Source organism: Pseudogemmobacter lacusdianii (assembly GCF_030848395.1).
GTDB classification, from domain to species: Bacteria; Pseudomonadota; Alphaproteobacteria; order Rhodobacterales; family Rhodobacteraceae; genus Pseudogemmobacter; species Pseudogemmobacter lacusdianii.
Map to the genome: position 1 here is coordinate 86,500 of NZ_JAVDBT010000013.1, position 22,545 is coordinate 109,044.

The 22,545-nt window shown below is 61.8% G+C and carries 23 protein-coding genes and 1 tRNA gene; 17 read left to right on the top strand and 7 right to left on the bottom strand.

From position 1 onward, the window contains the following. The first annotated feature begins 36 nt into the window (after positions 1 to 36). The 7 genes from Q9295_RS13850 (at position 37) to Q9295_RS13880 (ending at position 7,002) form a co-directional block, all read left to right on the top strand. The gene (locus tag Q9295_RS13850) at positions 37 to 915 is read left to right on the top strand and encodes a DMT family transporter (RefSeq protein WP_306681162.1); all 879 of its coding nucleotides are present in this window, start codon (positions 37 to 39) and stop codon (positions 913 to 915) included. Position 916: 1 nt separating this feature from the next. Then, complete coding sequence (locus tag Q9295_RS13855) at positions 917 to 1,402, top strand: gluconokinase (protein ID WP_306681163.1); 486 nt, start codon at positions 917 to 919, stop codon at positions 1,400 to 1,402. Between the two features lie 229 nt (positions 1,403 to 1,631). Continuing rightward, complete coding sequence (locus tag Q9295_RS13860; protein ID WP_306681164.1) at positions 1,632 to 2,651, top strand: polyamine ABC transporter substrate-binding protein; 1,020 nt, start codon at positions 1,632 to 1,634, stop codon at positions 2,649 to 2,651. A 34-nt stretch (positions 2,652 to 2,685) separates the two neighbouring features. Continuing rightward, entirely contained in the window at positions 2,686 to 3,762 is a 1,077-nt protein-coding gene (locus Q9295_RS13865) for a DmpA family aminopeptidase (protein ID WP_306681166.1), read from the top strand. Between the two features lie 248 nt (positions 3,763 to 4,010). Continuing rightward, positions 4,011 to 4,448, top strand: coding sequence for a hypothetical protein (locus tag Q9295_RS13870; protein WP_306681167.1), 438 nt, complete (start codon positions 4,011 to 4,013; stop codon positions 4,446 to 4,448). 8 nt (positions 4,449 to 4,456) lie between these two features. Continuing rightward, complete coding sequence (locus Q9295_RS13875; RefSeq protein ID WP_306681168.1) at positions 4,457 to 4,987, top strand: hypothetical protein; 531 nt, start codon at positions 4,457 to 4,459, stop codon at positions 4,985 to 4,987. A gap of 308 nt (positions 4,988 to 5,295) precedes the next feature. After that, positions 5,296 to 7,002: an ABC transporter ATP-binding protein/permease gene (locus Q9295_RS13880; RefSeq protein ID WP_306681169.1), complete on the top strand. Its 1,707-nt coding sequence runs from the start codon at positions 5,296 to 5,298 to the stop codon at positions 7,000 to 7,002. A 21-nt stretch (positions 7,003 to 7,023) separates the two neighbouring features. On the opposite strand, the gene Q9295_RS13885 is transcribed toward Q9295_RS13880, so the two are convergent. From Q9295_RS13885 to Q9295_RS13905, 5 genes are all read right to left on the bottom strand, one after another. Then, positions 7,024 to 7,782, bottom strand: a complete 759-nt coding sequence (locus tag Q9295_RS13885) for an SDR family NAD(P)-dependent oxidoreductase (protein WP_306681170.1) — start codon at positions 7,780 to 7,782, stop codon at positions 7,024 to 7,026. 17 nt (positions 7,783 to 7,799) lie between these two features. Beyond that, on the bottom strand, positions 7,800 to 8,603 hold the full coding sequence (locus tag Q9295_RS13890; protein WP_306681171.1) for an ABC transporter permease: 804 nt from the start codon (positions 8,601 to 8,603) through the stop codon (positions 7,800 to 7,802). Positions 8,604 to 8,612: 9 nt separating this feature from the next. Next, positions 8,613 to 9,464, bottom strand: coding sequence for an ABC transporter permease (locus tag Q9295_RS13895; RefSeq protein WP_306681172.1), 852 nt, complete (start codon positions 9,462 to 9,464; stop codon positions 8,613 to 8,615). Between the two features lie 4 nt (positions 9,465 to 9,468). Next, positions 9,469 to 10,614 carry an ABC transporter substrate-binding protein gene (locus tag Q9295_RS13900; RefSeq protein WP_306681173.1) on the bottom strand — a complete coding sequence of 382 codons (1,146 nt, stop codon included), beginning with the start codon at positions 10,612 to 10,614 and terminating at the stop codon, positions 9,469 to 9,471. 79 nt (positions 10,615 to 10,693) lie between these two features. Then, positions 10,694 to 11,773, bottom strand: coding sequence for an ABC transporter ATP-binding protein (locus Q9295_RS13905; protein WP_306681174.1), 1,080 nt, complete (start codon positions 11,771 to 11,773; stop codon positions 10,694 to 10,696). Positions 11,774 to 11,882: 109 nt separating this feature from the next. On the opposite strand from Q9295_RS13905, the gene Q9295_RS13910 reads away from it, so the two are divergent. Further along, positions 11,883 to 12,638, top strand: coding sequence for a helix-turn-helix transcriptional regulator (locus tag Q9295_RS13910; RefSeq protein ID WP_306681175.1), 756 nt, complete (start codon positions 11,883 to 11,885; stop codon positions 12,636 to 12,638). A gap of 92 nt (positions 12,639 to 12,730) precedes the next feature. Here Q9295_RS13910 and Q9295_RS13915 read toward each other — a convergent pair. Continuing rightward, a tRNA-Arg gene (locus tag Q9295_RS13915) sits at positions 12,731 to 12,807 on the bottom strand. A gap of 153 nt (positions 12,808 to 12,960) precedes the next feature. Beyond that, positions 12,961 to 14,427 (bottom strand): sensor histidine kinase, encoded by a 1,467-nt coding sequence (locus tag Q9295_RS13920; protein ID WP_306681176.1) that lies wholly within the window; start codon positions 14,425 to 14,427, stop codon positions 12,961 to 12,963. 380 nt (positions 14,428 to 14,807) lie between these two features. On the opposite strand from Q9295_RS13920, the gene rpmH reads away from it, so the two are divergent. From rpmH to Q9295_RS13965, 9 genes are all read left to right on the top strand, one after another. Further along, positions 14,808 to 14,942, top strand: a complete 135-nt coding sequence (rpmH, locus tag Q9295_RS13925) for a 50S ribosomal protein L34 (RefSeq protein ID WP_124086033.1) — start codon at positions 14,808 to 14,810, stop codon at positions 14,940 to 14,942. A 32-nt stretch (positions 14,943 to 14,974) separates the two neighbouring features. Next, a complete protein-coding gene (locus Q9295_RS13930) occupies positions 14,975 to 15,469 on the top strand; it encodes a ribonuclease P protein component (protein WP_373457468.1) in 495 nt (164 codons plus the stop codon). Then, the gene (gene yidD, locus Q9295_RS13935) at positions 15,466 to 15,723 is read left to right on the top strand and encodes a membrane protein insertion efficiency factor YidD (protein WP_306681178.1); all 258 of its coding nucleotides are present in this window, start codon (positions 15,466 to 15,468) and stop codon (positions 15,721 to 15,723) included. The genes Q9295_RS13930 and yidD overlap by 4 nt, the downstream gene beginning before the upstream one ends. A 115-nt stretch (positions 15,724 to 15,838) precedes the next feature. After that, positions 15,839 to 16,222 carry a fluoride efflux transporter CrcB gene (crcB, locus tag Q9295_RS13940; RefSeq protein ID WP_306681179.1) on the top strand — a complete coding sequence of 128 codons (384 nt, stop codon included), beginning with the start codon at positions 15,839 to 15,841 and terminating at the stop codon, positions 16,220 to 16,222. Then, positions 16,219 to 17,265 (top strand): RluA family pseudouridine synthase, encoded by a 1,047-nt coding sequence (locus Q9295_RS13945; RefSeq protein WP_306681180.1) that lies wholly within the window; start codon positions 16,219 to 16,221, stop codon positions 17,263 to 17,265. Before crcB ends, Q9295_RS13945 begins: the two co-directional genes overlap by 4 nt. 22 nt (positions 17,266 to 17,287) lie before the next feature. Beyond that, positions 17,288 to 17,995, top strand: a complete 708-nt coding sequence (locus tag Q9295_RS13950) for an ATP12 family chaperone protein (RefSeq protein ID WP_306681181.1) — start codon at positions 17,288 to 17,290, stop codon at positions 17,993 to 17,995. Between the two features lie 231 nt (positions 17,996 to 18,226). Next, positions 18,227 to 19,243 (top strand): amino acid ABC transporter substrate-binding protein, encoded by a 1,017-nt coding sequence (locus Q9295_RS13955; RefSeq protein ID WP_306681182.1) that lies wholly within the window; start codon positions 18,227 to 18,229, stop codon positions 19,241 to 19,243. A 165-nt stretch (positions 19,244 to 19,408) separates the two neighbouring features. Then, a complete protein-coding gene (locus tag Q9295_RS13960) occupies positions 19,409 to 20,746 on the top strand; it encodes an amino acid ABC transporter permease (RefSeq protein WP_306681183.1) in 1,338 nt (445 codons plus the stop codon). A 1-nt stretch (position 20,747) separates the two neighbouring features. Continuing rightward, the gene (locus Q9295_RS13965; RefSeq protein WP_306681184.1) at positions 20,748 to 22,544 is read left to right on the top strand and encodes an amino acid ABC transporter permease; all 1,797 of its coding nucleotides are present in this window, start codon (positions 20,748 to 20,750) and stop codon (positions 22,542 to 22,544) included. Position 22,545: the final 1 nt, after the last annotated feature.

Sequence of the window (22,545 nt, forward strand, 5' to 3'; positions counted from 1 at the left end):
GAAGAAGGCGCCCGGCCCCACTAAGGAACACCAAGCATGAGCCCCGCCGCCCTTGGCCATCTGGCAATGCTGGCCTTTTCCGCTCTTGTGGCGGGATCGTTCTCGCTGGGGGTGCTGGCCGCCCCGCATATCGACCCGGCTCTCCTGTCGGCATGGCGCTTCGCGCTTTCAGCGGTGTTCTTGGCGGGTTTGGCATGGATCAGCGGCGCACCGGTGCGCAAAGCGGCGCGCCGCGCGCCTTGGCGCTGGCTGGTGTTGGGCGCGCTGATGGCGGCCTATTTCACGCTGATGTTTGAAGGCCTGAAGCTGGCCCCTGCGGTGCAGACCGCTGCGGTCTTCACCCTCACGCCGGTGATGGCGGCGGGCTTTGGCTGGCTCTTCTTGCGCCAACGCACCACGCCGCGGATGCGGGTGGCTTTGGCTCTGGGCGGAGCTGGGGCGCTTTGGGTGATCTTTCGCGGCGACATCTCGGCGCTGTTGCGCTTTGAGATCGGCCGGGGCGAGGTGATTTACTTCTGGGGCTGCGCTTGCCATGCCGCCTATGCGGCGCTGGTGCGCAAGTTCAACCGCGGCGAAAGCGCGCTCACCTCGACCTTGCTGACGATGATCGCAGGCGCGTTGATCTTGACGCTTTGGGCCGCTCCCAGCCTGCGCAGCACCGAGCTGACCGCTTTGCCGGGCATCGTTTGGGTTACCTTGGCCTATATCACCATCGCCGCCACCGCGACGACACTTTGGCTGGTGCAATTCGCCTCGCTGCGGCTGCCTGCGGCTAAGGTGATGGCCTATACCTACCTTGTGCCAAGCTGGGTGATCCTGTGGGAGTTGGCCATGCATGGGCTTTGGCCCTCGGCCTTGGTGGGATTTGGCGTGGCGCTGACCTGTGTGGCGCTCATCATGCTGTTGAAAGACTGATATGGCCCCGTGGCGCATTCTGGTGATGGGCGTCTCGGGCTGTGGCAAATCCAACTTGGCGGCGGCTTTGGCTCAGGCTTTGGGCGCCGAGTTTGTAGAGGGGGATGATCTGCATCCCGCCGCCAATCGCGCCAAAATGGCCGCTGGCACGCCGCTTGACGACGCCGATCGCGCGCCTTGGCTGGATCGGGTGGCAAGCGCCTTGCGCGATCGCGCGCCGGTGGTGGTCGCCTGCTCGGCGCTGCGCCGCGCCTATCGCGACCGGTTGCGTCAGGCGGGCACGTTGCAGATATTGTATCTGCGCGCCCCCGAGCCGCTGGTCGCCACCCGCCTTGCCCAGCGCCAAGGCCATTTCATGCCCAGCTCGCTGCTGGCCAGCCAATACGCCACGCTTGAGCCCCCCGGTCCCGATGAGGCCACCGCGCTTGATGCCAGCCTGCCGCCATCGGCACTTTTAAGGGCAGCATTAATCGCCCTGCAAGGCTAGGGCTTTATTCCGCATGCAAAAGAGTGTTACCGCTCACATCAGTTGTTGTGTCATCCACGCGCCCTGCATCAGTCTGAGCCGAAGGATGCTCGCTCCCTCCGTGCCTGCCCCCCGTGCCTGCCCGCCGTGTCTGCCATCCGTGCCTGCCCGCCGCTCCTCCCCGCCTTGCCATCGCCTTAACGTTTCCTCCAGCGGCCCAGAGCCACAGGCATCAGGGCGGAGCTTCCCAATGAAAACAATGGCATGGGCCATTGCGCTGACCCTTTCGCCCGCAGGCGCGCAGGCCGAGGGCCATTTGTCCCTTTACAACTGGCTGGATTACATCTCGCCACAAGTGCTGGTCAAATTCACCGAAGAGACCGGCATCACGGTGCGCTTGGAAAGCTACACCTCGAATGAGGAGATGCTGGCGAAGATTCAAGCCGGGACGACCAGCTATGACATCGTCTTTCCCTCGGTTCATATGAACGACATCATGTTGCGGCTGGGGCTTTTGGACAAAACCGGCATCAACACTCATCCCGATTTCAAAAATATCGACCCAAGTTTCCTGCGCACCAAGCTGGATTCTAAGGGCGAATATTGCCTGCCCTATGCTTGGGGCACGGTGGGGATTTTCTACAATGAAGCGCAAACCGGCCCCATCGCCAGTTGGGAGGAGTTTTTCGCCATCCCGAAAAAGGGCCTCGGTCCGATCGCGCTCTTGGATGATAAGCGCGAGGTGCTGGCGATTGGACATTTCGTCAATGGCACCTCGGTCAACAGCACCGATCCCGATGAAATCCGGGCAGCCGCCGATTACATCTTGGCGCAAGAGGCACAGATTGCGACCTTTGACTATGAAGCGCCCACCCGGCTGGAAGACGGCCCCTATGTCGCCGCGCAGGCCTATGTTGGGATGAATGCGTTCTACCAAGACAGGCCCCAGATCAAATATGTGATCCCCACTGAGGGGGCGACGATGTATCAAGAGAATATGTGTGTGCTGGCCTCGGCGCCGAACCGCGCGAACGCCATTAAATTTATGGAGTTCTATCTGCGCCCCGAGATCGCGGCGCTGAATGTCTCGCACCAGTTCAACAGCACGCCCAACATCCCCGCCAATGTGCTAACGCCCGAGGCGATCCGCTCGCAGCCCAGCATCAATGTGCAAGGCGAGACGCATCGGCGGCTGCAAATCTTGGAAGACCTTGGCACGGCGATTGAACATTATGACCGTGCGTGGAATGCGATCCGGCCCGCGCCTTAAGGCCCCGCGCGCCATTGTCCCAAGGAGAGATGATATGCAACCAAAGCCCCGCGCCCGCGATCTTGGATTGCCTTTCCCCGGCACGCCCGGCCCCTTGAACGCGATCACCGATGTGCCCGGGGTGGCGGTCGGCTTTTGCACCCTGACCGATCCCGCGCGCGACATGCGCACCGGGGTGACGGCGATCCTGCCGCGTCCGGGACATGAACCGCAGCCGGTCTGGGCCGGTCATTATGCGCTAAACGGCAATGGCGAGATGACCGGCACGCATTGGATTGACGATGCGGGGTATTTCCTTGGCCCGGTACTGATCACCAACACGCATGGCGTGGGCGCGGCCCATATGGGCGCGACCCGCTGGATGATCGATCATTACGCGGAATATTTCACCCAGCATCACGCTTGGGCCATGCCGGTGGTGGCCGAGACCTATGACGGGGTGTTGAACGATATCAACGCTTTGCATGTAGAGCCTGCGCATGCCATCGCCGCGATCGAAGCGCGTTCGACCGGGCCGGTCGCCGAGGGTTCCTCGGGCGGGGGCAATGGCATGATCTGCTATGAGTTCAAGGGCGGCACCGGCACCTCGTCGCGCAGAGTGGCCGTGGGCGGGCAAGATTATACCGTGGCCGCTTTGGTGCAGGCCAATCACGGCTTGCGGCCTTGGCTGAACATCCTTGGCCGCCCGGTCGGGGAGCTGATCCCCTATGAGGCCCCGCAAAAGACGGAAATGGGCTCGATCATTGTGGTGATCGCCACCGACGCACCGCTTTCGGGTCTATCGCTGCGGCAATTGGCCAAGCGCGCCGCGATTGGCATTGGCCGGCATGGCACGCCGGGCGGCAACAGCTCGGGCGATATCTTTTTGGCCTTTTCGACCGCCAATCCCGGCCCGATGCCGAAATTCGCCGCCCCCTTGGTGCGCAAAGAAGAGCTGACCATTGACCTTCTCGACCCGCTTTATCTGGCAGCGGTGCAGGCCATCGAGGAGTCGGTGGTCAATGCAATGGTGGCGGGCGAGGATGTCGACACGTTCAAGCCCAAGGGCGGAACCTGCCGCGCCTTGAACACCGACAGGTTGCGCGAAATTTTCGCAAGCACAAAGGGCTAAGCCACCGCCATCGCCCCCGGTCTAAATCCTTTCCCAGAAACACGAAATTTGACAGTTTGCGGCAGTTCCGCAATAAGCCCGCCCATTCGTCGCCGAAATCACGCAAATGGGAACTGTCGTGACGTCAGCACGTTTGCGCCTTGCGACGTCTTCCAATGACGCCCTAGGACACCACCGTCGTGCACTTGCGATCTTCGGGCAGTTCTCATTCTGCCAAATGGCCGCAAGTATTAATGAATGGAGCGGCTATGCCTGCACAATTTACGCTGTCCCAGAATACAGTTCGCGCCCTTTTGGTGGTGGTCGGACTGGCTTCCTTGGGCAATATCTACTACCAGTTGCATATCGCGCCGGGCTGGCAATGGGGCCCCGCCATCGACAAGATGCCGCGCCATGTTGTCACCGATATGCGCACCGCGCTTTATGACGAAGGCAAAGCCGATTTCGTCAAAGCCGAATATCTCTCGGCCAAGGCCGAGCTGGACCCCGCCCTGTTCCCTGAGCTGGAAGCCGGCGTGACCGCGAAATCCACCCTGCTGCGCCCGCTTTTGGGGGACGGCCGTCAGGTGACGGCGGTGCATCAGCTTGAAATCAACGGCACCACCCGGACCGTGGTCGATATCATCGACATCGGCGCCCGCGGTGGCCGCATTGATTCCATCCAGCGTTACATCGCTCAGAACTGAGGCGCATCATGAACAAGAACATCACCTTTGATCTGAGCCTTGGCACCCTGGGCAAGGTTATCTTGCATTTCTTCCGCCTTTACCTTGGCGGCTGGATGATCATCTCGGGCACCTCTTACTGGCTGACCCAAGCTGGCGCCGCGCCGATCTTCCCGCAGCCCGTGGGCAATATGCCGCTTTCGTCGCAAATGCTGGTCACCATGATCGAGGTTGGCCTTTTCGACATCGTCAAAACGCTGGAAATCGTTTGCGGCGTTCTGTTGATGCTGAACCGGATGATGCCTTTGGCCATCGTGCTGGCTTTGCCGATCTCGGGCGTGGTTTGGTATAATGCGATCGTGCTCAATCTGCGCACCGATCGGCTGTTCTCGCCCACCTATATGGGCGTGATGTGCTTCTACATGTCGATCGTCTTGGCCTTTGGATATCTGCGCCACTTCGCGCCCTTGTTCACTTGGAAAAGCCGCATCGGCCATGTCTCGGAGGTGAAAACCATCTTCGAAGCAATGCGCCGCGACGAGACCGTCGACCCGCGCTAAACCGCGACCTTCAAAACTTAAAAGCGCCCAAGCCCCAAGCTTGGGCGCTTTTTTATGGGCTATGCGCCCGTGCCGCGGCCCGGCAAGGGTAAGCAAAGTTGACTAATCCGGTTGGTTTTGCCATGACGCCCCCGTGATCCTTCGGTCACGCCGCCAGCCCGTTTGCCAGCACCCAAATTCCAACAGCTGCCAAAGCCAAGCGACCTTGCCTGCCGGATCCGCCTCAAGCGCATCCGCAGCCGGGCCATCCATTGCTTTGACAACGGGCGGCACAGTCTAGGAACGACGCAATGGCCTCTGGCTTTCGCATGACCCTGCTTCGCGCGGTTCGATTGGCGCGGATTGCGGCCGGGGGGCCCGGTGCATGGTGGGGGATCGGCCTTTACGCCCTTGTTCTGGCGCTGAACTTTGTTGGCGTCTGGGTCGCGGTGCGGATGATCGCTTGGAACAAGCATTTCTTCGATGCGCTTGAGGCGATGGATGCGGCTGAGGCGATCCGGCAGGTCGGCATTTTCTTCCTTCTGGTCGGGCTTTCCGCCGCCAGCTGGCTGGCCGCCGATTGGTTCCGCAAGCAGCTTTTGATCCGCTGGCGGGCGCGGCTGACCGCCGAGGCCTTGGACCTTTGGGTCGGCAACCGCGCTTATTGGCTGTTGCGGCCGGGTTTTGGCCAGACCGCGATCGACAACCCCGATCAGCGCGTGGCCGAGGATTGTCGGATCTATGTCAGCCGGCTCTTGGAATTCACGCTTGAGCTGACCTCTCAAATCGTCTCGCTCTTTTCCTTCGTCGCCATCCTGTGGTCGCTGTCGACCTTCGCGCTCAGCTTCACCGCCTTTGGCTTTGAGGTCACGATCCCGCGCTATATGTTCTGGCTGGCGCCGATCTATGCGGTCATCGCCACGCTGATCACTCACGGTCTCGGCCGCCCGCTGAAGGCGCGGTATTTTGAACGTGAGAAGGTCGAGGCTGACTTCCGCCATGCCCTGATCGGCTTGCGCGACCGCGCCGATTCGGTGGCGCAAGGCGGCGGGGAAGAGGCCGAGCGCCGCCTCCTCGACAGCCGCTTTGCCGCGATCCGGGGCAATTGGCAGCGCATCATGCGGGTCGAGCTTTTGCAGGGCCTGTTCACCCGGCCCTATACGCAAACCGTGCTGCGGGTGCCGACCTTCTTCGCATTACCCGCCTATCTGGCAGGCGCGGCAACGCTGGGGGGGTTGATGCAACTCGCCTCGGCCTTTTCCAATGTCACCACGACGCTCAGCTGGTTTTTGTTCAATTACCGTGACTTGGCCGAGTTCGTCGCGGTTTGTGAGCGTTTGGACGGCTTGATGCAGGCCGCGAAAGCCCCCACCCCCTTGGCAGGCGCGCCGCGTGATATCAAACGCGGGGTCTCGAATGATGGTGCCGTGCGGCTGTCCGGGTTGCAACTCGCCACGCCGGATGGGCGCTGGCTCGATAAGGTGCCGGACCGGGTGATCCGCCCCGGCCAAACACTTTTGATCACCGGCAGCTCTGGCCAAGGCAAGACCACGCTTTTGGCCGCCATTGCAGGGCTTTGGCCTTGGGGCATCGGCAGGGTCGAACGCCCCGCCGGGCGCTTCCTTTTCCTGCCCGCCGGCGCGCCTGTGCTGGGCGATGGGCTGGCCGGTGCCGCCTGCCACCCCTTGGATCCTGCCAGCCAAGACCCCGCGCGGATCGCCGCTGTGCTTGACCGGCTGGGCCTTGGCCACCGCTTGCTCAGCGACACGCCCGAGGCCGCTTTGGCCGGTCTTTCGATGGGCGAACGGCAGCGCTTGGGCCTTGCCCGCGCGGTCCTGAACCACCCCGATTGGCTTTTGATGGATGAGGCAACCTCGGCGCTTGATCCCGCATCCGAGGCCGATCTGCTGACATGGCTGCGCGCCGAGCTGCCGCAGACCAGCATCCTCGTCGTCGCCCATCGCAAGCCCTTGGGTCTTGCCACCGATGACGCTTTGCGGATCGGCCCGGCGGATCGCTCAGAAGACCTTGCCTGAAAAAAAAATCGGGCGGAGCGCTTAAAGGCTCTCCGCCCCGTCGATCACCAAAGCATGGCCGGTCATAAAGCTTGACCGGTCCGAGGCGAGGTAAAGCACCGCCTCGCCAATCTCCTCCGCCGTGCCAAAGCGCCCCAAGGGGATTTGCCCCGCCACATAACGCTCCAGCCCAGCGCGCCCCCCCATCTGCGCCTCAAAGCCGGCGTTGAAGACGGTGTCCACGAAGCCCGGACACAAAGCATTGCAGCGGATCTTATGGGGCGCGAAGTCGACTGCGATCTGGCGCACCATCGCAATCACCGCATGTTTGGTGGTGCAATAGGCCAACATCTCACGGTCATATTGCACCCCGGAATTCGAAGACGTGACGATGATCGACCCGGCCTTTTGCGGCAGCATCACCGCCATCGCCGCCTGTGCTGCCACAAAATGCGCCCGCACATTCAGCCGCCAAGAGAGATCCATATCCTCTGCCGTAATCTGATCGAGCCGCCCCGGCACCTGCACCCCGGCATGGGAATGCAGCACATCCAACCGCCCGTGCCGCGCCGCGACATCCGCGATCCTTCCCTGCAAAGCGGCATCATCACTGACGTCTAAGCCATGCCCCTCGGCCTGTCCGCCCGCCAGGCGGATCTCCTCGGCCACCGCCTTGGCCCGCGAAGCGTCAAGGTCCGTGACCACGACCAAAGCCCCGGCCCGCGCCATGGCCAAGCAGCCCGCCCGACCGATCCCCGCGCCACCCGCCGTCACCACAGCCACCCGGCCCTGCAACTCCATTCCCGACTGCTCCATGGTTAACGCGCCCGCCGCCGCAACATCATCTGCGCGGTGATCAGCACCAAGAGCGAGGCGACCAGCACCATCGTGCCAATGGCGTTGATCTCGGGCGTAACCCCCCGGCGGATCGAGGAAAAAACATAGATCGGCAGGGTCGTCTCGGACCCGGCAACGAAGAAGGCGATGATGAAATCGTCAAAGCTAAAGGTGAAGGCCAGAAGGAAGCCGGCCAGCACCGCCGGAGCGATCTGCGGCAAAGTCACCTGAAGGAACGTCCGCATCGGCGGCGCGCCCAGATCGGCCGAAGCCTCAAGCAAAGCGCGGTCCATGCCTTGCAACCGGGCCCGCACGATCACCACCACCAGCGCCATGGTGAACATGCCATGCGCCGCGATGAGAGAGCCTTTGCCAAGGCCAAGCTGCGGGGCCTCGGCCCCAAATGCCTGCAAGAGGAGCGGGTTCACAGCGTCAAACACCGTGACCAAAGCGATCAAAGTGGCAATGCCGATCACGATCCCCGGCACCATCACCGCCACATAAAGGGCCGCATCGTAAAGCATCCGCGCGCGGCCTCGCATCCCCTGCAGGGCCACCGCCGCCAGAGTGCCGCAAAGCGTGGCCAAAGTGGCCGAGATCAAAGCAACGGTGAAACTGGTCTTCAAGGCCCCGATCACAAAGGGATTATCCAAAGCCTTGCCATACCATTGCAGCGAAAAGCCCGTGAGCTGCGCCGCATGCCGCCCGGCATTGAAGGAAAAAAGCGCAATGATCCCGATCGGGATGTAAAGGAACAGGTAAACCGCCAGCGCGTAAAGCCGCATCCCCGCCCCCTACATCAACGCCACATCATCGCGCCCGCCCGACAGCCGTTTCATGGCCCTCAGGTACAGCGTGACGGTGACCAGCATCACCAGCACCAAAGTGGCGGCCACCGCCGCGCCAAAGGGCCAGTTGCGCGATTGCAAGAAGAGGTCGACCAGCGCATTGCCAACGAAAAACACCTTTCCGCCGCCCAAGATCTGCGGGATCAGGAATTCGCCCATCAACAAGATGAAAACCAGCATCGAGCCGGTGGCCACTCCGGAAAGCGAGAGCGGCAAAGAGACCTGCAAGAAGGTGCGGAAGGGCGGGCTGCCAAGATCGCTCGAGGCCTCAAGCAGCTTTTTGTCCAGCTTTTCCAAGGCGACATAGATCGGAAAGACCATCAGCGGCAGATAGCCGTAGACAATCCCCACCATCACCGCGAAAGGCGTGTTGATGAGACGCGGCTTGCCCATCCCAAGCTCGGCAATCAGGCTGGGCAGGCCGTTGCCGCCAAGAATCTGGATCCAAGCGTAAGAGCGGATCAGGATCGAGGTCCAGAATGGCACGATCACCAAGATCAACAGCAAGGTCCGCCAGCGCGGATCGGCCTTGATCGCAAGGAAATAGGCCAAGGGCCAAGCAATGATAAGGCAGGTGAGCGTGCCCAAAGGCGCCAGCACCAGCGTGTTTTGAAACGCCGCCCAGCGCGCGCCGAGGTTGGCGTAATTCTCCAAGGAAAGGGCGGGGACGTAACCGCCCGCCGCCCCCCTTGTGCCGAAGCTGAAGACCAAAACGACCACCAATGGCAGCACCAGCATGCACAGCAGCCAAGCTGTTGCAGGGGCTAGGAAAAGACTGGTGCGCAAGGATGGTCGCATGGGCTTAGGCCGCCTTGAACCGCGCCATGATCTCGGCGCGCTCGGGGTTCGTCAGGGTCACCGCCGCGCCAAATTCCAGCGCGTTCAGCAGATCCGCCGCCGGGTAAAGGATCTCGCTGTTGCGCATCTCTTCCGGCAGCAAAGCATCCACGCGGGAATCGCCCGTGGGATAGCCGTGGAACAAAGCCTCTTTCGCGGCCATCTGCGGCTCAAGAAGGAAGTTGATCAGCGCATAGGCCGCTGCCTTATTCGGGGCCGAGGTCGGGATGGTGAAGAAATCTGACCAAAGCTCGCCGCCTTCGGTGCCGAGCACATAGAGGATTTCCGGCATATCGCGCTGCAATTGCACCGCATCCCCGGTCCAGCACATCGACATCGACGCATCGCCCGAACGCATCGAGGGCTGGTAGTCCGAGTTGATCGCAAAGAGATGCGGCTTGGCCTCGATCAGCAGCTTCTCGGCATCGGCCAGCTCTGCACTGTCGACCGAGTTGAAGGAATAGCCGTAATATTTCAACGCATTGCCGATGGCGGTCAGCTGATAGTCATGCACCATCGCCCGGCCCGAAAGCTTGTCGCGCGCCAGATCCCAGAAGTCCTTCCAGCTCTTAGCCTCGGCCCCCTCCAGATCATTGCTGTTCACGCAATAGCCGGTGGTGCCGATGTTGCGCGGGATCGCATAGGTCTTGCCATCGATCACGCCGGGATCGGCAAAGCGCGGATCAGTGGCGGCGCGGTCGAAATTCGGGATCTGCGTAAGATCCAGCTCTTGGATGATCCCCTCTTCGACATAAGTCGAGATGGTGTAATTCGTCGCCACCACCACATCCCAGCCCGTCGCGCCCGCCTGCAACTTGGCCAGCATCTCTTCGTTCGAGCCGAAAACATTCACATCCACCGCCGCGCCGGTGGCGTCGCGGAAGGCGTCCAGATTGGCCGGATCATGGTAATTCGGCCAAGTGGCAATCCCCACGCGGTCGCCAATGGCTTGCGCGAAGGCCCGGCCCGGCAGGCTTGCGGCCAAGAGGCTTGTCGCCGCGCCGATCCCGGTCACCGCCAGAAAATGCCGCCGCGAGATCGAGCCTTTGCGCAAGCTTTCCAGATGGGTCAGGAACTCTTTCGCCGGGATATGATCACGATATTTGGTCATCTTAGTCTCCCTGATGTTGGTTTTGCTGCCGGGTTGCACCCGATCTGTGGTCATTGTTTGGGGCCTCTGCCCCGCCGTCTCATTCCGCTTGCAATGCCAAAGCCGCGCCGTCGCGCCACTGCGCCACGACCTCGGCCCCCGGAGCCAAAGCGCCGGCGGCTTCAGAGCCACGCGGCACCACGGCGACCAAAGTCCCCAAAGCCTTTGATTGCAGGTGATATTCGGTGTGCTCGCCTAGGAAGATCCGATGCGTGACGGTGACGGGCAAACCTTCCCCCGCCGGGGCAAGGCGGATCTCTTCGGGCCGCAGCGAAAGCGTCACCGCAGAGCCCTGCGCCAGCCCCTCACCGCCGCGCGCCTTAATCACGCTGCCCCCGGCCTTCGCGGCAAGAAGATCGCCCTCGCGCCCTGCCACCTCGGCTTTGATAAAATTCGAACGCCCAACGAAATCCGCCACATAGCGGCTTTGCGGCCGGTCATAGAGGTCTTCCGGCGTGCCGGTTTGCACGATCCGCCCCTGCCCCATGATGCAAATCCGGTCCGACATCGACAAAGCCTCTTCCTGATCATGGGTGACCAGAACGAAAGTGATGCCCAGTTCGCGCTGCAGGGATTTCAGCTCGATCTGCATGTCATGGCGCAGCTTTTTGTCCAAAGCCGCCATCGGCTCGTCCAAAAGGAGGATCTTCGGGCGGTTGATGATGGCGCGGGCCAGCGCGACCCGTTGTTGCTGCCCGCCCGACATTTCCCAAATCCGCCGAGGGCCAAAGCCGGACAGCCGCACCATCTCTAAGGCGCGGTCCACCGCTGCCGCAACCTCGGCCTTGGCAGGTTTCGGGCGGCGCTGGTTCAGCCCGTAGGCCACATTGCGCGCCACATCGAGATGCGGGAACAGCGCATATTGCTGAAAGACCATATTCACCGGGCGCAGATAGGGCGGCACGCCGTTCACATTCTGCCCATCAATCAGCACCGCGCCTTCGGTGGCCTGCTCAAACCCCGCCAGCATCCGCAAAGCCGTGGTCTTGCCGCAGCCCGAGGGGCCAAGGAAGCTTAGAAACTCCCCCGGCTGGATCGCCAAGTTCAGCCCGCTGGTCGCCGTCACCAAACCATAGCGCTTGGTGACCTCCCGCAATTCGGCAATCGGTTGACTTTGCATGAACCTCTTGGCCATCTACCCTATGAAATCAGGGAAAGCGTAGAAAATGTGCCTTCTTCTGTATATACCACAAAAGGCATAGTTCCTGACCACAAGGGACGGCTCAACCATGAGACCAGATCACGCCGCAGAATTGGCCGCAGCGATCTCCGCTTTGGGCAGCACCGGCTTTTGCCCCGCACTCAGCAGCTGGCTGCGCGGGGTGGTGCCCTATACGTTCACCGTGGCCTTCGGCTATCGCGGCGAGGACAAGCCCTTGGATCTTTTCGACGATTTCCCCGCGCATCGGCGGCAAGTTTTCGTCAGCGACTATCTGGAAGGGCCCTATCTCTTAGACCCTTTCTGCCAAGCGGCGATTCGGCCGGTTGCCTCGGGGCTTTACCAACTGCGCACTTTGGCACCCGATCGCTTCTACCAAGGCGAATATTTCCGCAGCTATTACCAGCGCACCGAGATTGCCGAGGAGATCGGCTTTTTCGCCGAAGCGCCCGGCAACTGTCATGTCGTGCTGTCCTTGATGCGCGAGGAAAAGCCCTTCACCCGCCCCGAGCTGCGCCGGCTGGGTGATCTTGCCCCGGTGGTCACCGCCTTGATGCGCCGCCATTGGGCCGGGCTTGAGGCGGAATTTGCCACCCGCTCAGCCCCCCGCCCCACCCTCAGCGGCGAAAGGCTTGACCGGCTCACCTTGCGGGAACGGGAAATCGTCGACTGGGTGCTGAAAGGCTATTCCGCCGAGGCGACGGGCCAAGAGCTGGGCATCGCGCCCGGCACAGTGCGCATCCATCGGCGCAATATTTACGCCAAATTGGGAATCTCTTCACAGCGCGAACTCTTCGCGCATTTCTTAGCTGGAATCGCCCCTTAAGCCCGGTCTCAATCCGGGCCGATCAAGCCGCGAATCCAAGCAAGGCAAAGAAAAAAGGCCTTAGACATTTCTGTCTAAGGCCTTGAATTCTATGGCGGACCCGGAGCGATTCGAACGCCCGACCCTCAGATTCGTAGTCTGATGCTCTATCCAGCTGAGCTACGGGTCCGTCGTGGGGGCGATGTAGCCTTAGCCCCCGGTATTGGCAAGTGCGAAATGTCAGAGATTTTGATTTCAGACGATTTTTTTTCAAAAATCTGTCATGCCCCTACGGCAAGTGCCCCGGCAAAGCCGCCGCGGCCCTGCCAAGGGGCGATATCGGCTAAGCCTCTGCCACGCCTTCGGCTTTTGGCAGATGAATCACGAACTCACTGCCCTCGGAATCGCTGCGATGCAGTTCCAACCGGCCGCCATGCCCGCGCACCAGCTCGGCCGCGATGGCAAGGCCCAGCCCGGTGCCACCCTTGCGCGCGCCGCCCTGAAACGCCGCAAACAGATGCTCGCGCGCCTTGGCGGGCAGACCGGGGCCAGTGTCCCCCACCCTGATCCACCAATCATTGTCATCCTCCCCGGCCGAGATCTCGATCATGCCGGGCTGGCCGGTGGCCTCGATCGCTTGGCGGGCATTGCGCAACAGATTCGAGAGCACGCGGTGCAGCTGCTCGGGGTCAGCCCGCAGCATCAGACCCGCAGGCACATCCAGCAAGGCCGAGACCAAGGCCTCGGCCGGGGCGTCTTCCCCGGCGCTTGCCCCACGCAAGCCACTGATCGGCAAGCCTTCGCCTTCCGCCACCTCGGCCACCAAAGGCGCCAAGGCGAAATGGCGCAGCTTCGGCGGGGCTTCTTCGGCCTTACCAAAGACAAGGGTCGATTCGCACAAAGCCACCGCCCGGCTGATCGAGTTGATCAGCTTCGGCGCCGAACGCGCCACCGCCGGATCGGCGCTGCCCTCCAACCGGTCGGCAAAAAGCTGCGCCGTGGTAAGGATGTTGCGCAGATCATGGCTGATCTTGGCCACTGCCCCGCCCAACTGCGCCAGCCGCTCTTTTTGTTTGAAGGCACCAATGAGTTGCGTCTGCATCTGAGCCATCGCCTCTTCGGCGGCGCGCAGCTCCATCACCTCGGCCGTGGGGGCGATCACCCGCCGCGCATCCTCGGGCGCTTCGGCATAGGCCTGCATATGGCGCACGACGCGGCGAATCGGCGCCACCAGCAGCCGCTGCGCTGCCGTAAACAACAGCACCGCCATCACCGCCGAGATCAAAGCCGACAGCGCCAGAATGCGGAAGCTGAACTCCAAAAGCTGCTGGCGCAGCACCTTGGTGTCCATCGTAATCTCGATCAGCTGGCCGCCCTCTTGCACCGGATGCCCGATCACCCGGATCACCTGCACTTCAGCTTTGGCCAAAAGCGCCAGAGCGTCGCGGATCAGCTCCCAGCTTGTGGCTTTGCGCAGGTCGTAATTCGCCGCAACCGGGCCCGGAACCGGCGAGGATAGCACCAATTGGCGCACATCATCGCGCCGAAGCACCACGTTGAACACCGCCGCATTGGCCAAAAGCTCGGCCTCAAGATCGGGACTCACCATATTGTCCGACGCCAGCTGCGTCAGCGCAGCGACCTGCGCCAGCTTCAGCCGCTCATCCATCCGATCATAGCGGTAGCGCGCAATCGAGGGCAGGAAAACCAGCGTTTCAGCCAGCAGCACAAAGACCACGGTCAAAAGCAAGAACCGCCCTGAAAGCGTTTTCCAAAAGCGCCAGCGCCGGCCTTCGACGGCCGGTCGCACCCTTGTGTCCTGCTTGCCCGTCTCCGCCACCGGCCCATCCCGCACACAACTCTGTGAGCAGAGATATCAAATGCATCCGTGTCAAAGAAGGGTAAAGAAGCGCAGATGACCCTTCATTGCCGCACAGTTTTCCAACTTGCCTATCGGCGCATCCCGGTGGGCATTTTCGGCCCATCACAGCCGCCGCGCTGGCCGCTACGGCAAGCCCGCCGCTGCGTCACAGGGTTTTGCGCCCTCTGCCCTTGCGCTTCCTTGGCAATCTGATGCAAAAGGCCCCGCAACCCGCGTTGACTTGGGGATAAAACCTCCCTATCAGGCGGGCTTCTAGTTACAGCCCTCGAATCTCTCGGTTCGGGCACCCGAATCTGATGGAGACCGCGATGAAGCGCACTTACCAACCCTCGAAGCTGGTCCGCAGCCGCCGTCACGGCTTCCGCGCCCGTATGGCTACCAAAGGTGGCCGTCTGGTGCTGGCAGCCCGCCGCGCCAAGGGCCGCAAGGTCCTTTCGGCCTAATTCTTTAGCCCTCTCGGGGGCGAGGAGACTGCATGACGCCGCCGGAGGCACTGGGCACAAGGCAATCTGCCGAAGCGCCCATCGCGCCACCGGCGGTTTCCGTTTGTCCGCCGATAGCCGATACCCAAGCTGAACCCCAGGCCGTGACCGAATCTCAGCCCATGACCGACGCAAACTCCGCGCCGAAAATGGCCGTGATGAAAACGCGGCCCGAGTTTTTGCGCACGGCTTCAGCCCGTCGCCAGACGGCACCTGCCTTCCTTTTGCAGGCGCGTGACCGCAAAGACGGCGATCCGAAGATCCAAGTCGGCTTCACCGCCTCGAAGAAGACCGGCAATTCGGTGGTGCGCAGCCGCGCCAAGCGCCGGTTGCGTGAGGCAGCGCGGGCGGTCCTTCTGCCAAAGGGCCAACCGGGCTGGGATTATGTGCTGGTCGCCCGTCCCGGCGCCACCGTGACGCGGCTCTTCACCGACCTGTTGGCCGATCTAGAGACCGCCCTCGCCAAGGTGCATGAGGCCCGCAAGTGACGCCCCTGGCCCATATTCTGGCACTGCCAGTGCGGGCCTACCGGCTGCTCTTGTCGCCTTGGGTCGGGCATGGCTGCCGCTTTCAACCCACCTGCTCGGCCTATTCGCTGGAAGCCTTGCAGCGGCATGGTGGGCTGAAAGGCGGCTATCTGACCGCGCATCGGCTCTGTCGCTGCCACCCTTGGGGCGGGGCGGGCTATGATCCGGTGCCCGGCGCGGACCCTGCGCATGATGCCCAACATCGCGCGCCGTAACCTCTTACGACCCTTTCAGCAGGGCGGGGCCAAACGGCCCAAGCCCTTGCCGAAAACCTGCCGAAAATCCCTGCCGAGATTGACTTTTTCCCTGCCCCGCCGCATAGGCCAACCGATGTTCACCCTGTCCAATGTCTTGCAAGTCGCCCTTGGCGGAGCCCTCGGCTCCGTGCTGCGCTTTGGCGTCACGACAGGCACGACCCGCCTTTTCGGCGTGGGCTTTCCTTGGGGCACGATGATCGTCAATGTCATCGGATCATTCGCGATGGGGCTTTTGCTCGTGCTGCTGACCGAGCGCGAGGCCGCCCGCCTCTCGCCGCTTCTTTTGACCGGCCTCTTGGGCGGCTTCACCACCTTTTCGGCCTTTTCGCTCGACAGCCTAACCCTTTGGCAGCGCGGCGATATCCTCGAGGCAACGGCTTATATCGCCGCCTCTGTCCTTCTTTCGCTGGCAGCCATCGCGCTGGCCCTGCACCTATTCCGGGGAGCCTTCGCATGAGCGCTGTGCAACTGTTGACCGTATCCGAAGATGAAGGCGAGCAACGCCTTGACCGCTGGCTGAAGCGCCGCTTCCCGCAGATCACCCAAGGTGCCATCGAAAAGATGTGCCGCACCGGGCAGATCCGCGTTGATGGTGGCCGCGCCAAAGCCTCGGACCGTGTGGCACCGGGCGAGACCATCCGCGTGCCGCCCTTGCCCGAGACCGAGGCACCTGTCCGGGCACAGGTCGCTGGCATCTCGGCGGCGGATGCCAAGATGATCCAAGACGCGGTGATCTGGAAAGATGAGCATATCATCGTGCTGAACAAGCCGCCGGGGCTGCCGTCGCAAGGTGGTTCGGGCCAAGGGGATCGCCATGTTGACGGTCTGACCGAGGCTTTGAAATTTGGCTACAAAGACCGGCCCAAGCTGGTGCACCGGCTGGATAAAGACACCTCCGGTATCCTCCTTCTGGCCCGCACCGATCGGATTGCCCGCGCTTTGTCGGAAAGCCTGCGCCACCGCGCCGCGCGCAAGATCTATTGGGCGGTCGTCGCTGGCGTGCCGAACCCGCGCCGTGGCTCGATCAAATTCTACCTTGAGAAAGCTCCGGGCCGCGGTCGCGGCGGCGAGGGCGAAAAGATGCTCTGCGTCCACCCCGCCAAGGCCAAAGAACACCCCGAGGCCAAGCGCTCGCAGACCGACTATTTCACTCTGTGGTTCCTTGGCACGCGTCTGTCGTGGATGGCACTTGAGCCGGTCACCGGCCGCACCCATCAGCTGCGCGCCCATATGGCCGAAATCGGCCATCCCATTCTGGGCGATGGCAAATATGGTGGCTCCGAGGCGGATAATGCCGGCGATGGCTGGGGCGCAGCCATTGGTGGCGGCATCTCGCGCAAGATGCATCTGCATGCCCGCTCGATGACCGTCGAGCACCCGATCACCAAGGCCCAAGTGACCTTCACCGCCCCCCTGCCCGAGCATATGGCCCGGACATGGGAGATCTTGGATTGGAAAGTGACCGACGTCCCCGCCGATCCTTTCACCACCATCCGTTAAGCCAAAGATCAAGGGCGGCATCATGAGCGACTGGACCCCGAAACGCTTCTGGAAGGAGGCGAAGGCCGAAGCTGTCGAGGGCGGATTTACCATCCGCCTTGATGGCCGCGCGGTGAAGACCCCGGCCAAAGCCTTGTTGGTGTTGCCAACCCTCGCCTTGGCCGAAGCCATCGCCGCCGAATGGGACGCGCAAGAGAAAGTCCTTAAGCCCGAGACCATGCCGCTCACCAAAGCCGCCAATTCCGCCATCGACAAAGTCGCGCCGATGCGGGCCGAGGTGATTGCCGAGCTTTCCAATTACGGCGGCAGCGACCTTTTGTGCTACCGCGCCACCGGCCCCGCCCCCTTGCAAGAGCGCCAAGCCGCCGCTTGGGATCCGCTTTTGGACTGGTCGGCCAAGACCCTCGACGCACCCCTTGTCGTGACATCGGGCATCATGCCGGTGGATCAACCGGCGCAAAGCCTTGATCGGCTGACCGGCCATGTTGCCGCGTTCAGCAATTTTGAACTCGCAGCTCTGCATGACCTTGTGGCGATCTCGGGCTCGCTGGTCCTTGCCCTTGCCACCACCCGTGCGCGCCTGACCGCCAGCGAAGCCTTTGATCTGTCGCGCATCGACAATCATTGGCAGGTCGAGCAATGGGGCGAGGATGAAATGGAGGCCGCAGCCGAGACCATCCGCCGTGTCGCTTTTGTGCAAGCCGACCGATTCTGCGCATTGTGTCGGTAACATTTCGAAGCAAATTCTTCGACGCGCGCCTAAAACCGCCGCATTCTTCCAAATAACGTCATGAAAACAGGCGATCTTTTCGATCGTTTGCATGTCCCCTTGACCGATTCCTGTCCTTTCGCCGACACTGCCCTGCACTGGGAGAGGCCAACCTCCAACAGGATCAAGCCTAAGCCAGCAAGGCTGGGACAAAAAAGCCGCCCTCGCGGCGGAGAAACAGGAAGAGGTAACATGAAAAAATCGGTATTCCTCGGCGCTTTTGCGGCATCGACCGTTCTGGCCGGCGCAGCTTTCGCCGGCACGCTGGATGATGTGAAGGCCCGCGGCGAGCTGATCTGCGGCTCCAACGTCGGCCTCACCGGCTTTGGCGCACCCGATGCCAGCGGCGAGTGGAAGGGCTTCGATGTGGACCTGTGCCGCGCCGTTGCCGCCGCCGTCTTGGGCGATGCGACCAAGGTGAAATTCGTCCCCACCACCGGCGAGACCCGCTTCACCGCTTTGGCTTCGGGCGAAGTGGACCTTCTGGTCCGCAACTCGACCGCCACCTATGGCCGCGACGTTGACCTGAAGCTCGATTTCGTTGCGATCAACTACTATGACGGCCAAGGCTTCATGGTCAAAAAAGACCTCGGCGTTTCCTCGGCTAAGGAACTCGATGGCGCCACCGTCTGCATCCAGACCGGCACCACGACCGAGCTGAACTTGGCCGACTTCTTCAAGTTCAACAACATCTCCTACACCCCGGTTACCGTGCAGGACGATTCGGAAGCCCAGCGCCAATATCTGGCTGGTGCTTGCGACACCTACACCACCGACGCTTCGGGTCTAGCGGCCTCGCGCGCCACTATGGCCGACAGCGAGAACCACATCATCCTTCCCGAGATCATCTCGAAAGAGCCGCTTGGGCCGGCCGTGCGTCATGGCGACAACCAGTGGGGCGATATCGTCCGCTGGACCTTCAACGCTCTGCTGATCGCTGAAGAAAAAGGCATCACCAAAGCCAATATCGAAGAAGCCGCCGCGTCCTCGACCGACCCGGAAGTCCGCCGCCTCCTTGGCATCGAGGGTGACCTTGGCGCGATGGCCGGTCTCGACAACAACGCCTTCAAGAATGCCATCGCCGCCAGCGGCAACTATGGCGAGATCTTTGAGGCCAATATCGGCACCGCCACCCCGATCGGTCTGGCCCGCGGGTTGAACGCGCTCTGGACCCAAGGTGGGCTGCAATACGCCGCACCGTTCCGGTGATCTGATCGAAAGGGGCGCGTCCGCAAGGTCGCGCCCCTTTTGTCTTTTTCGGGCCTGGCCCACGCGGGTCGCCGCAAAATTACACGTCCCGTCATCCCGCAGATCGACACGATCTGCCGCATAACCGGCGCCAAAGCCGGACATGACAGGCACAGGGGGTAAAGAATGACTTTAGCCACGAGCACGCCCCCCGGGGCAGATCGAGACGGCTTTCGCCTTTCGATGCTGATTTACGATACCCGGTTCCGTGCAATCACCATCCAAGTGGTGGTCTTGGTTCTGGTGCTGCTTTTGGTCGGTTGGTTGGTGGACAACACCATTCAAAACCTGAATGCCAAAGGCAAAGACATCAACTTCAGTTTCCTTTGGGTCCGCGCTGGCTATGATATCGAGCAGCAGCTGATCCCCTATACCAACGACAGCACCCACGGCCGCGCCGTCATCATCGGCCTGCTCAACACCTTGCTCGTTGCGATTGTCGGCTGTTTCTTCGCCACGATCATCGGCGTGATCGCCGGGGTCTTGCGGCTGTCCAACAACTGGCTCGTCAGCCGGTTGATGACCGTCTATGTCGAGGCTTTTCGCAACATCCCGCTGCTTTTGTGGATTGTCGTGATCTTCGTGGTCACCTCCGAGACCCAGCCCGCCCCCAATGAGTTCAAAGTCACGCAAGCGATGGTCGACAGCTGGCAGGATGATGATCCCGCCAATGATCTAGAGCCTACGGCCTCGAAAATCCTCTTTGGCACCGTCGCCGTCACCAACCGCGGCAGCTATATGGCCACGCCGATGCTTGACCGTCCCTTGGGCAGCACCGAGATTGGCGGCGTGCCGGTGAATTTCTCGGTGCTTGCGGCCTTGGCTGTGGTGATCGGCTCAATCTTGGTCAACCGCGCCATGCTGCGCCGGGTCAAGGCTCAGCAAGAGGCCACGGGCGAGCGGCCAACCACATGGTGGAAATCTCTCTTAATCCTGTTCGGCCCGATCGCGCTTTTGCTGCTGGCGATGGGCTTTCATCTGCAACTCCCGGCCTTTGCTTCCGATGAGAATGGCGTCTCAAAGGGCTTCAACTTCCAAGGCGGCATTTTGGTGCAGCACAGCTTCACCGCTTTGACTTTGGCCTTGGCGCTTTATACCGGAGCCTTCATCGCCGAGATCGTTCGCGCCGGTATCCTTGCCATCAGCCGAGGCCAGACCGAGGCCTCCTTCGCCCTTGGCATCCGCCCCGGTCGCACGATGAGTCTCATCATTCTGCCGCAAGCCTTGCGGGTCATCATCCCGCCGCTGATCTCGCAATATCTCAACCTCACCAAGAACACCTCGCTTGGCATCGCGGTCAGCTACCTTGACCTGCGCGGCACTCTGGGGGGCATCACGCTCAACCAAACCGGGCGCGAGCTTGAGTGTATGCTCTTGATGATGCTCACCTATCTCATCATCAGCCTCATCATCTCGGGCCTGATGAACATCTACAACAATGCCGTGAAGCTGAAGGAGCGCTAAGATGTCCAACAGTTTCGTCCGCACTGAAATGCTCGCTGCACAAGAGCCGCCTCTGGGCCAGAAAGGCGCGGTGAAATGGCTGCGCGAGAACCTTTTCTCGGGTCCCGTGAACACCATCCTGACCCTGCTGGGGCTTTTCGTGATCTTCTGGCTCGTCGCCCGCGCCGCGCCTTGGTGGTGGAATGGCGTCTGGGATGCCACCAGCCTTGGCGAGTGTCGCCAGATCGTCGCCGCCAACGGCGCTGAAAGCGGGGCTTGCTGGGCGGTGATCCGCGCTCGCTGGCACCAATATATCTTCGGCTTCTACCCATCAGAGCTTTACTGGCGCCCGGTCTTGGCCGCTGGCCTTTTGATGGTGGCGCTGGCCCCGGTGCTCTTTTGGAATGACCGCAAAGCCGCGATCATGGCCGGCATCTCCGGCGCGCTCACCCTGATTGCGATGCTGTTTCTTGGCACCGCGACCGCCCCGCTTTTGGTCTCGGCCGTGCTTTTGGTCGGGCTCTTTGCGCTGGCTTGGAGCCGGCCGAAGCTTTTGATCTGGGTGACGCTCAGCTATCCTTTCGCCTCGCTCTTTCTGCTCTGGGGCGGCTCGGTCTGGCTTTACCTCTCCGCCATGCTGGCCGCAGCCGTGGGCGTTGGCTTTGGCCTCCTTTACAGCCGGCTCAAAGACTCCACCGGCAATCTGGTCTACGCCCTCCTGACCGCGCTGGGTGCGGCGGTGGTGGCGGCCGCCTTGCTGCATTACCTCAACGCCGTCAGCGCCGACTTCCTGACCAAGATCTCCGCCGCCAACAGCTTCTACCCAGGCTGGGGCGCCGAGAGCGGCATCCTCGTGAAACTCCTCGGAGCCATAGTCTCGGCTGTGGTCTGGGTGATCTCGATGCTGGTCTGGGCCATGGTTGCGGTGATGCGCGCGATCAGCGCCACGCTCGACCTGAACCTTGGGATGATCTTTGGCGGCACCTTGGCAAGCTTCCTTGGCCTGGGCGCCATACTTGCGGGCCTCGGCACCTTCCGCGCCGCCCGCAGCCGCGCCGCCGGGCTTGGCATCTTGGGTGGGCTTCTCGCCTTGGGCGCTTATTTCGTGATCCTGCACCCCTTGGTCACCGCCCAACTGGACCAGAGTCTTCCCCTTGGCCTCACCAAAGTCAGCTCTGACCAATTCGGCGGCTTCCTTTTGGCCATCGTCATCGGCGTCAGCGCCATCGCCGCCTCGCTGCCCTTGGGCATCATCCTCGCCCTCGGCCGCCGCTCTGACATGTTCCTCGTCAAAACCCTCTCCGTCGGGTTTATCGAGTTCATCCGAGGCGTGCCGCTCATCACCCTTCTCTTCACCGCCTCGCTGCTTTTGGCTTACTTCCTGCCGCCCGGCACCAATTTCGACCTGATCCTGCGGGTGATCATCCTCGCCTCGCTCTTCGCCTCGGCCTATATCGCCGAGGTGGTGCGGGGCGGTCTTGCCGCTCTCCCCCGTGGCCAATATGAGGCCGCCGATGCGCTTGGCCTTGATTATTGGCAAGCGCAGCGGCTGATCATCATGCCACAAGCGTTGAAGATCTCGATCCCGGGCATCGTCTCGACCTTCATCGGGCTTTTCAAAGACACCACTCTGGTCTCTTTCGTGGGCCTGCTCGACCCGCTGCGCGGTGTCACCCAAATCGTACGCGCCGATATCAATTGGAAGGGCATCTATTGGGAGCCCTATATCTTCGTCGGCGCCATCTTCTTCATCATCTGCTTCGGCATGTCCCGATACTCGATGTATCTGGAGCGCAAGCTGAAGACCGACCACCGTTAAA

Coding starts and splice junctions, on each gene's coding strand:
- Q9295_RS13850 (WP_306681162.1), top strand. CDS start 37: ATGAGCCCCGCCGCCCTTGGCCATCTGGCAATGCTGGCCTTTTCCGCT.
- Q9295_RS13855 (WP_306681163.1), top strand. CDS start 917: ATGGCCCCGTGGCGCATTCTGGTGATGGGCGTCTCGGGCTGTGGCAAA.
- Q9295_RS13860 (WP_306681164.1), top strand. CDS start 1,632: ATGAAAACAATGGCATGGGCCATTGCGCTGACCCTTTCGCCCGCAGGC.
- Q9295_RS13865 (WP_306681166.1), top strand. CDS start 2,686: ATGCAACCAAAGCCCCGCGCCCGCGATCTTGGATTGCCTTTCCCCGGC.
- Q9295_RS13870 (WP_306681167.1), top strand. CDS start 4,011: ATGCCTGCACAATTTACGCTGTCCCAGAATACAGTTCGCGCCCTTTTG.
- Q9295_RS13875 (WP_306681168.1), top strand. CDS start 4,457: ATGAACAAGAACATCACCTTTGATCTGAGCCTTGGCACCCTGGGCAAG.
- Q9295_RS13880 (WP_306681169.1), top strand. CDS start 5,296: ATGACCCTGCTTCGCGCGGTTCGATTGGCGCGGATTGCGGCCGGGGGG.
- Q9295_RS13885 (WP_306681170.1), bottom strand. CDS start 7,782: ATGGAGTTGCAGGGCCGGGTGGCTGTGGTGACGGCGGGTGGCGCGGGG.
- Q9295_RS13890 (WP_306681171.1), bottom strand. CDS start 8,603: ATGCGGCTTTACGCGCTGGCGGTTTACCTGTTCCTTTACATCCCGATC.
- Q9295_RS13895 (WP_306681172.1), bottom strand. CDS start 9,464: ATGCGACCATCCTTGCGCACCAGTCTTTTCCTAGCCCCTGCAACAGCT.
- Q9295_RS13900 (WP_306681173.1), bottom strand. CDS start 10,614: ATGACCAAATATCGTGATCATATCCCGGCGAAAGAGTTCCTGACCCAT.
- Q9295_RS13905 (WP_306681174.1), bottom strand. CDS start 11,773: ATGCAAAGTCAACCGATTGCCGAATTGCGGGAGGTCACCAAGCGCTAT.
- Q9295_RS13910 (WP_306681175.1), top strand. CDS start 11,883: ATGAGACCAGATCACGCCGCAGAATTGGCCGCAGCGATCTCCGCTTTG.
- rpmH (WP_124086033.1), top strand. CDS start 14,808: ATGAAGCGCACTTACCAACCCTCGAAGCTGGTCCGCAGCCGCCGTCAC.
- Q9295_RS13930 (WP_373457468.1), top strand. CDS start 14,975: ATGACGCCGCCGGAGGCACTGGGCACAAGGCAATCTGCCGAAGCGCCC.
- crcB (WP_306681179.1), top strand. CDS start 15,839: ATGTTCACCCTGTCCAATGTCTTGCAAGTCGCCCTTGGCGGAGCCCTC.
- Q9295_RS13945 (WP_306681180.1), top strand. CDS start 16,219: ATGAGCGCTGTGCAACTGTTGACCGTATCCGAAGATGAAGGCGAGCAA.
- Q9295_RS13950 (WP_306681181.1), top strand. CDS start 17,288: ATGAGCGACTGGACCCCGAAACGCTTCTGGAAGGAGGCGAAGGCCGAA.
- Q9295_RS13955 (WP_306681182.1), top strand. CDS start 18,227: ATGAAAAAATCGGTATTCCTCGGCGCTTTTGCGGCATCGACCGTTCTG.
- Q9295_RS13960 (WP_306681183.1), top strand. CDS start 19,409: ATGACTTTAGCCACGAGCACGCCCCCCGGGGCAGATCGAGACGGCTTT.
- Q9295_RS13965 (WP_306681184.1), top strand. CDS start 20,748: ATGTCCAACAGTTTCGTCCGCACTGAAATGCTCGCTGCACAAGAGCCG.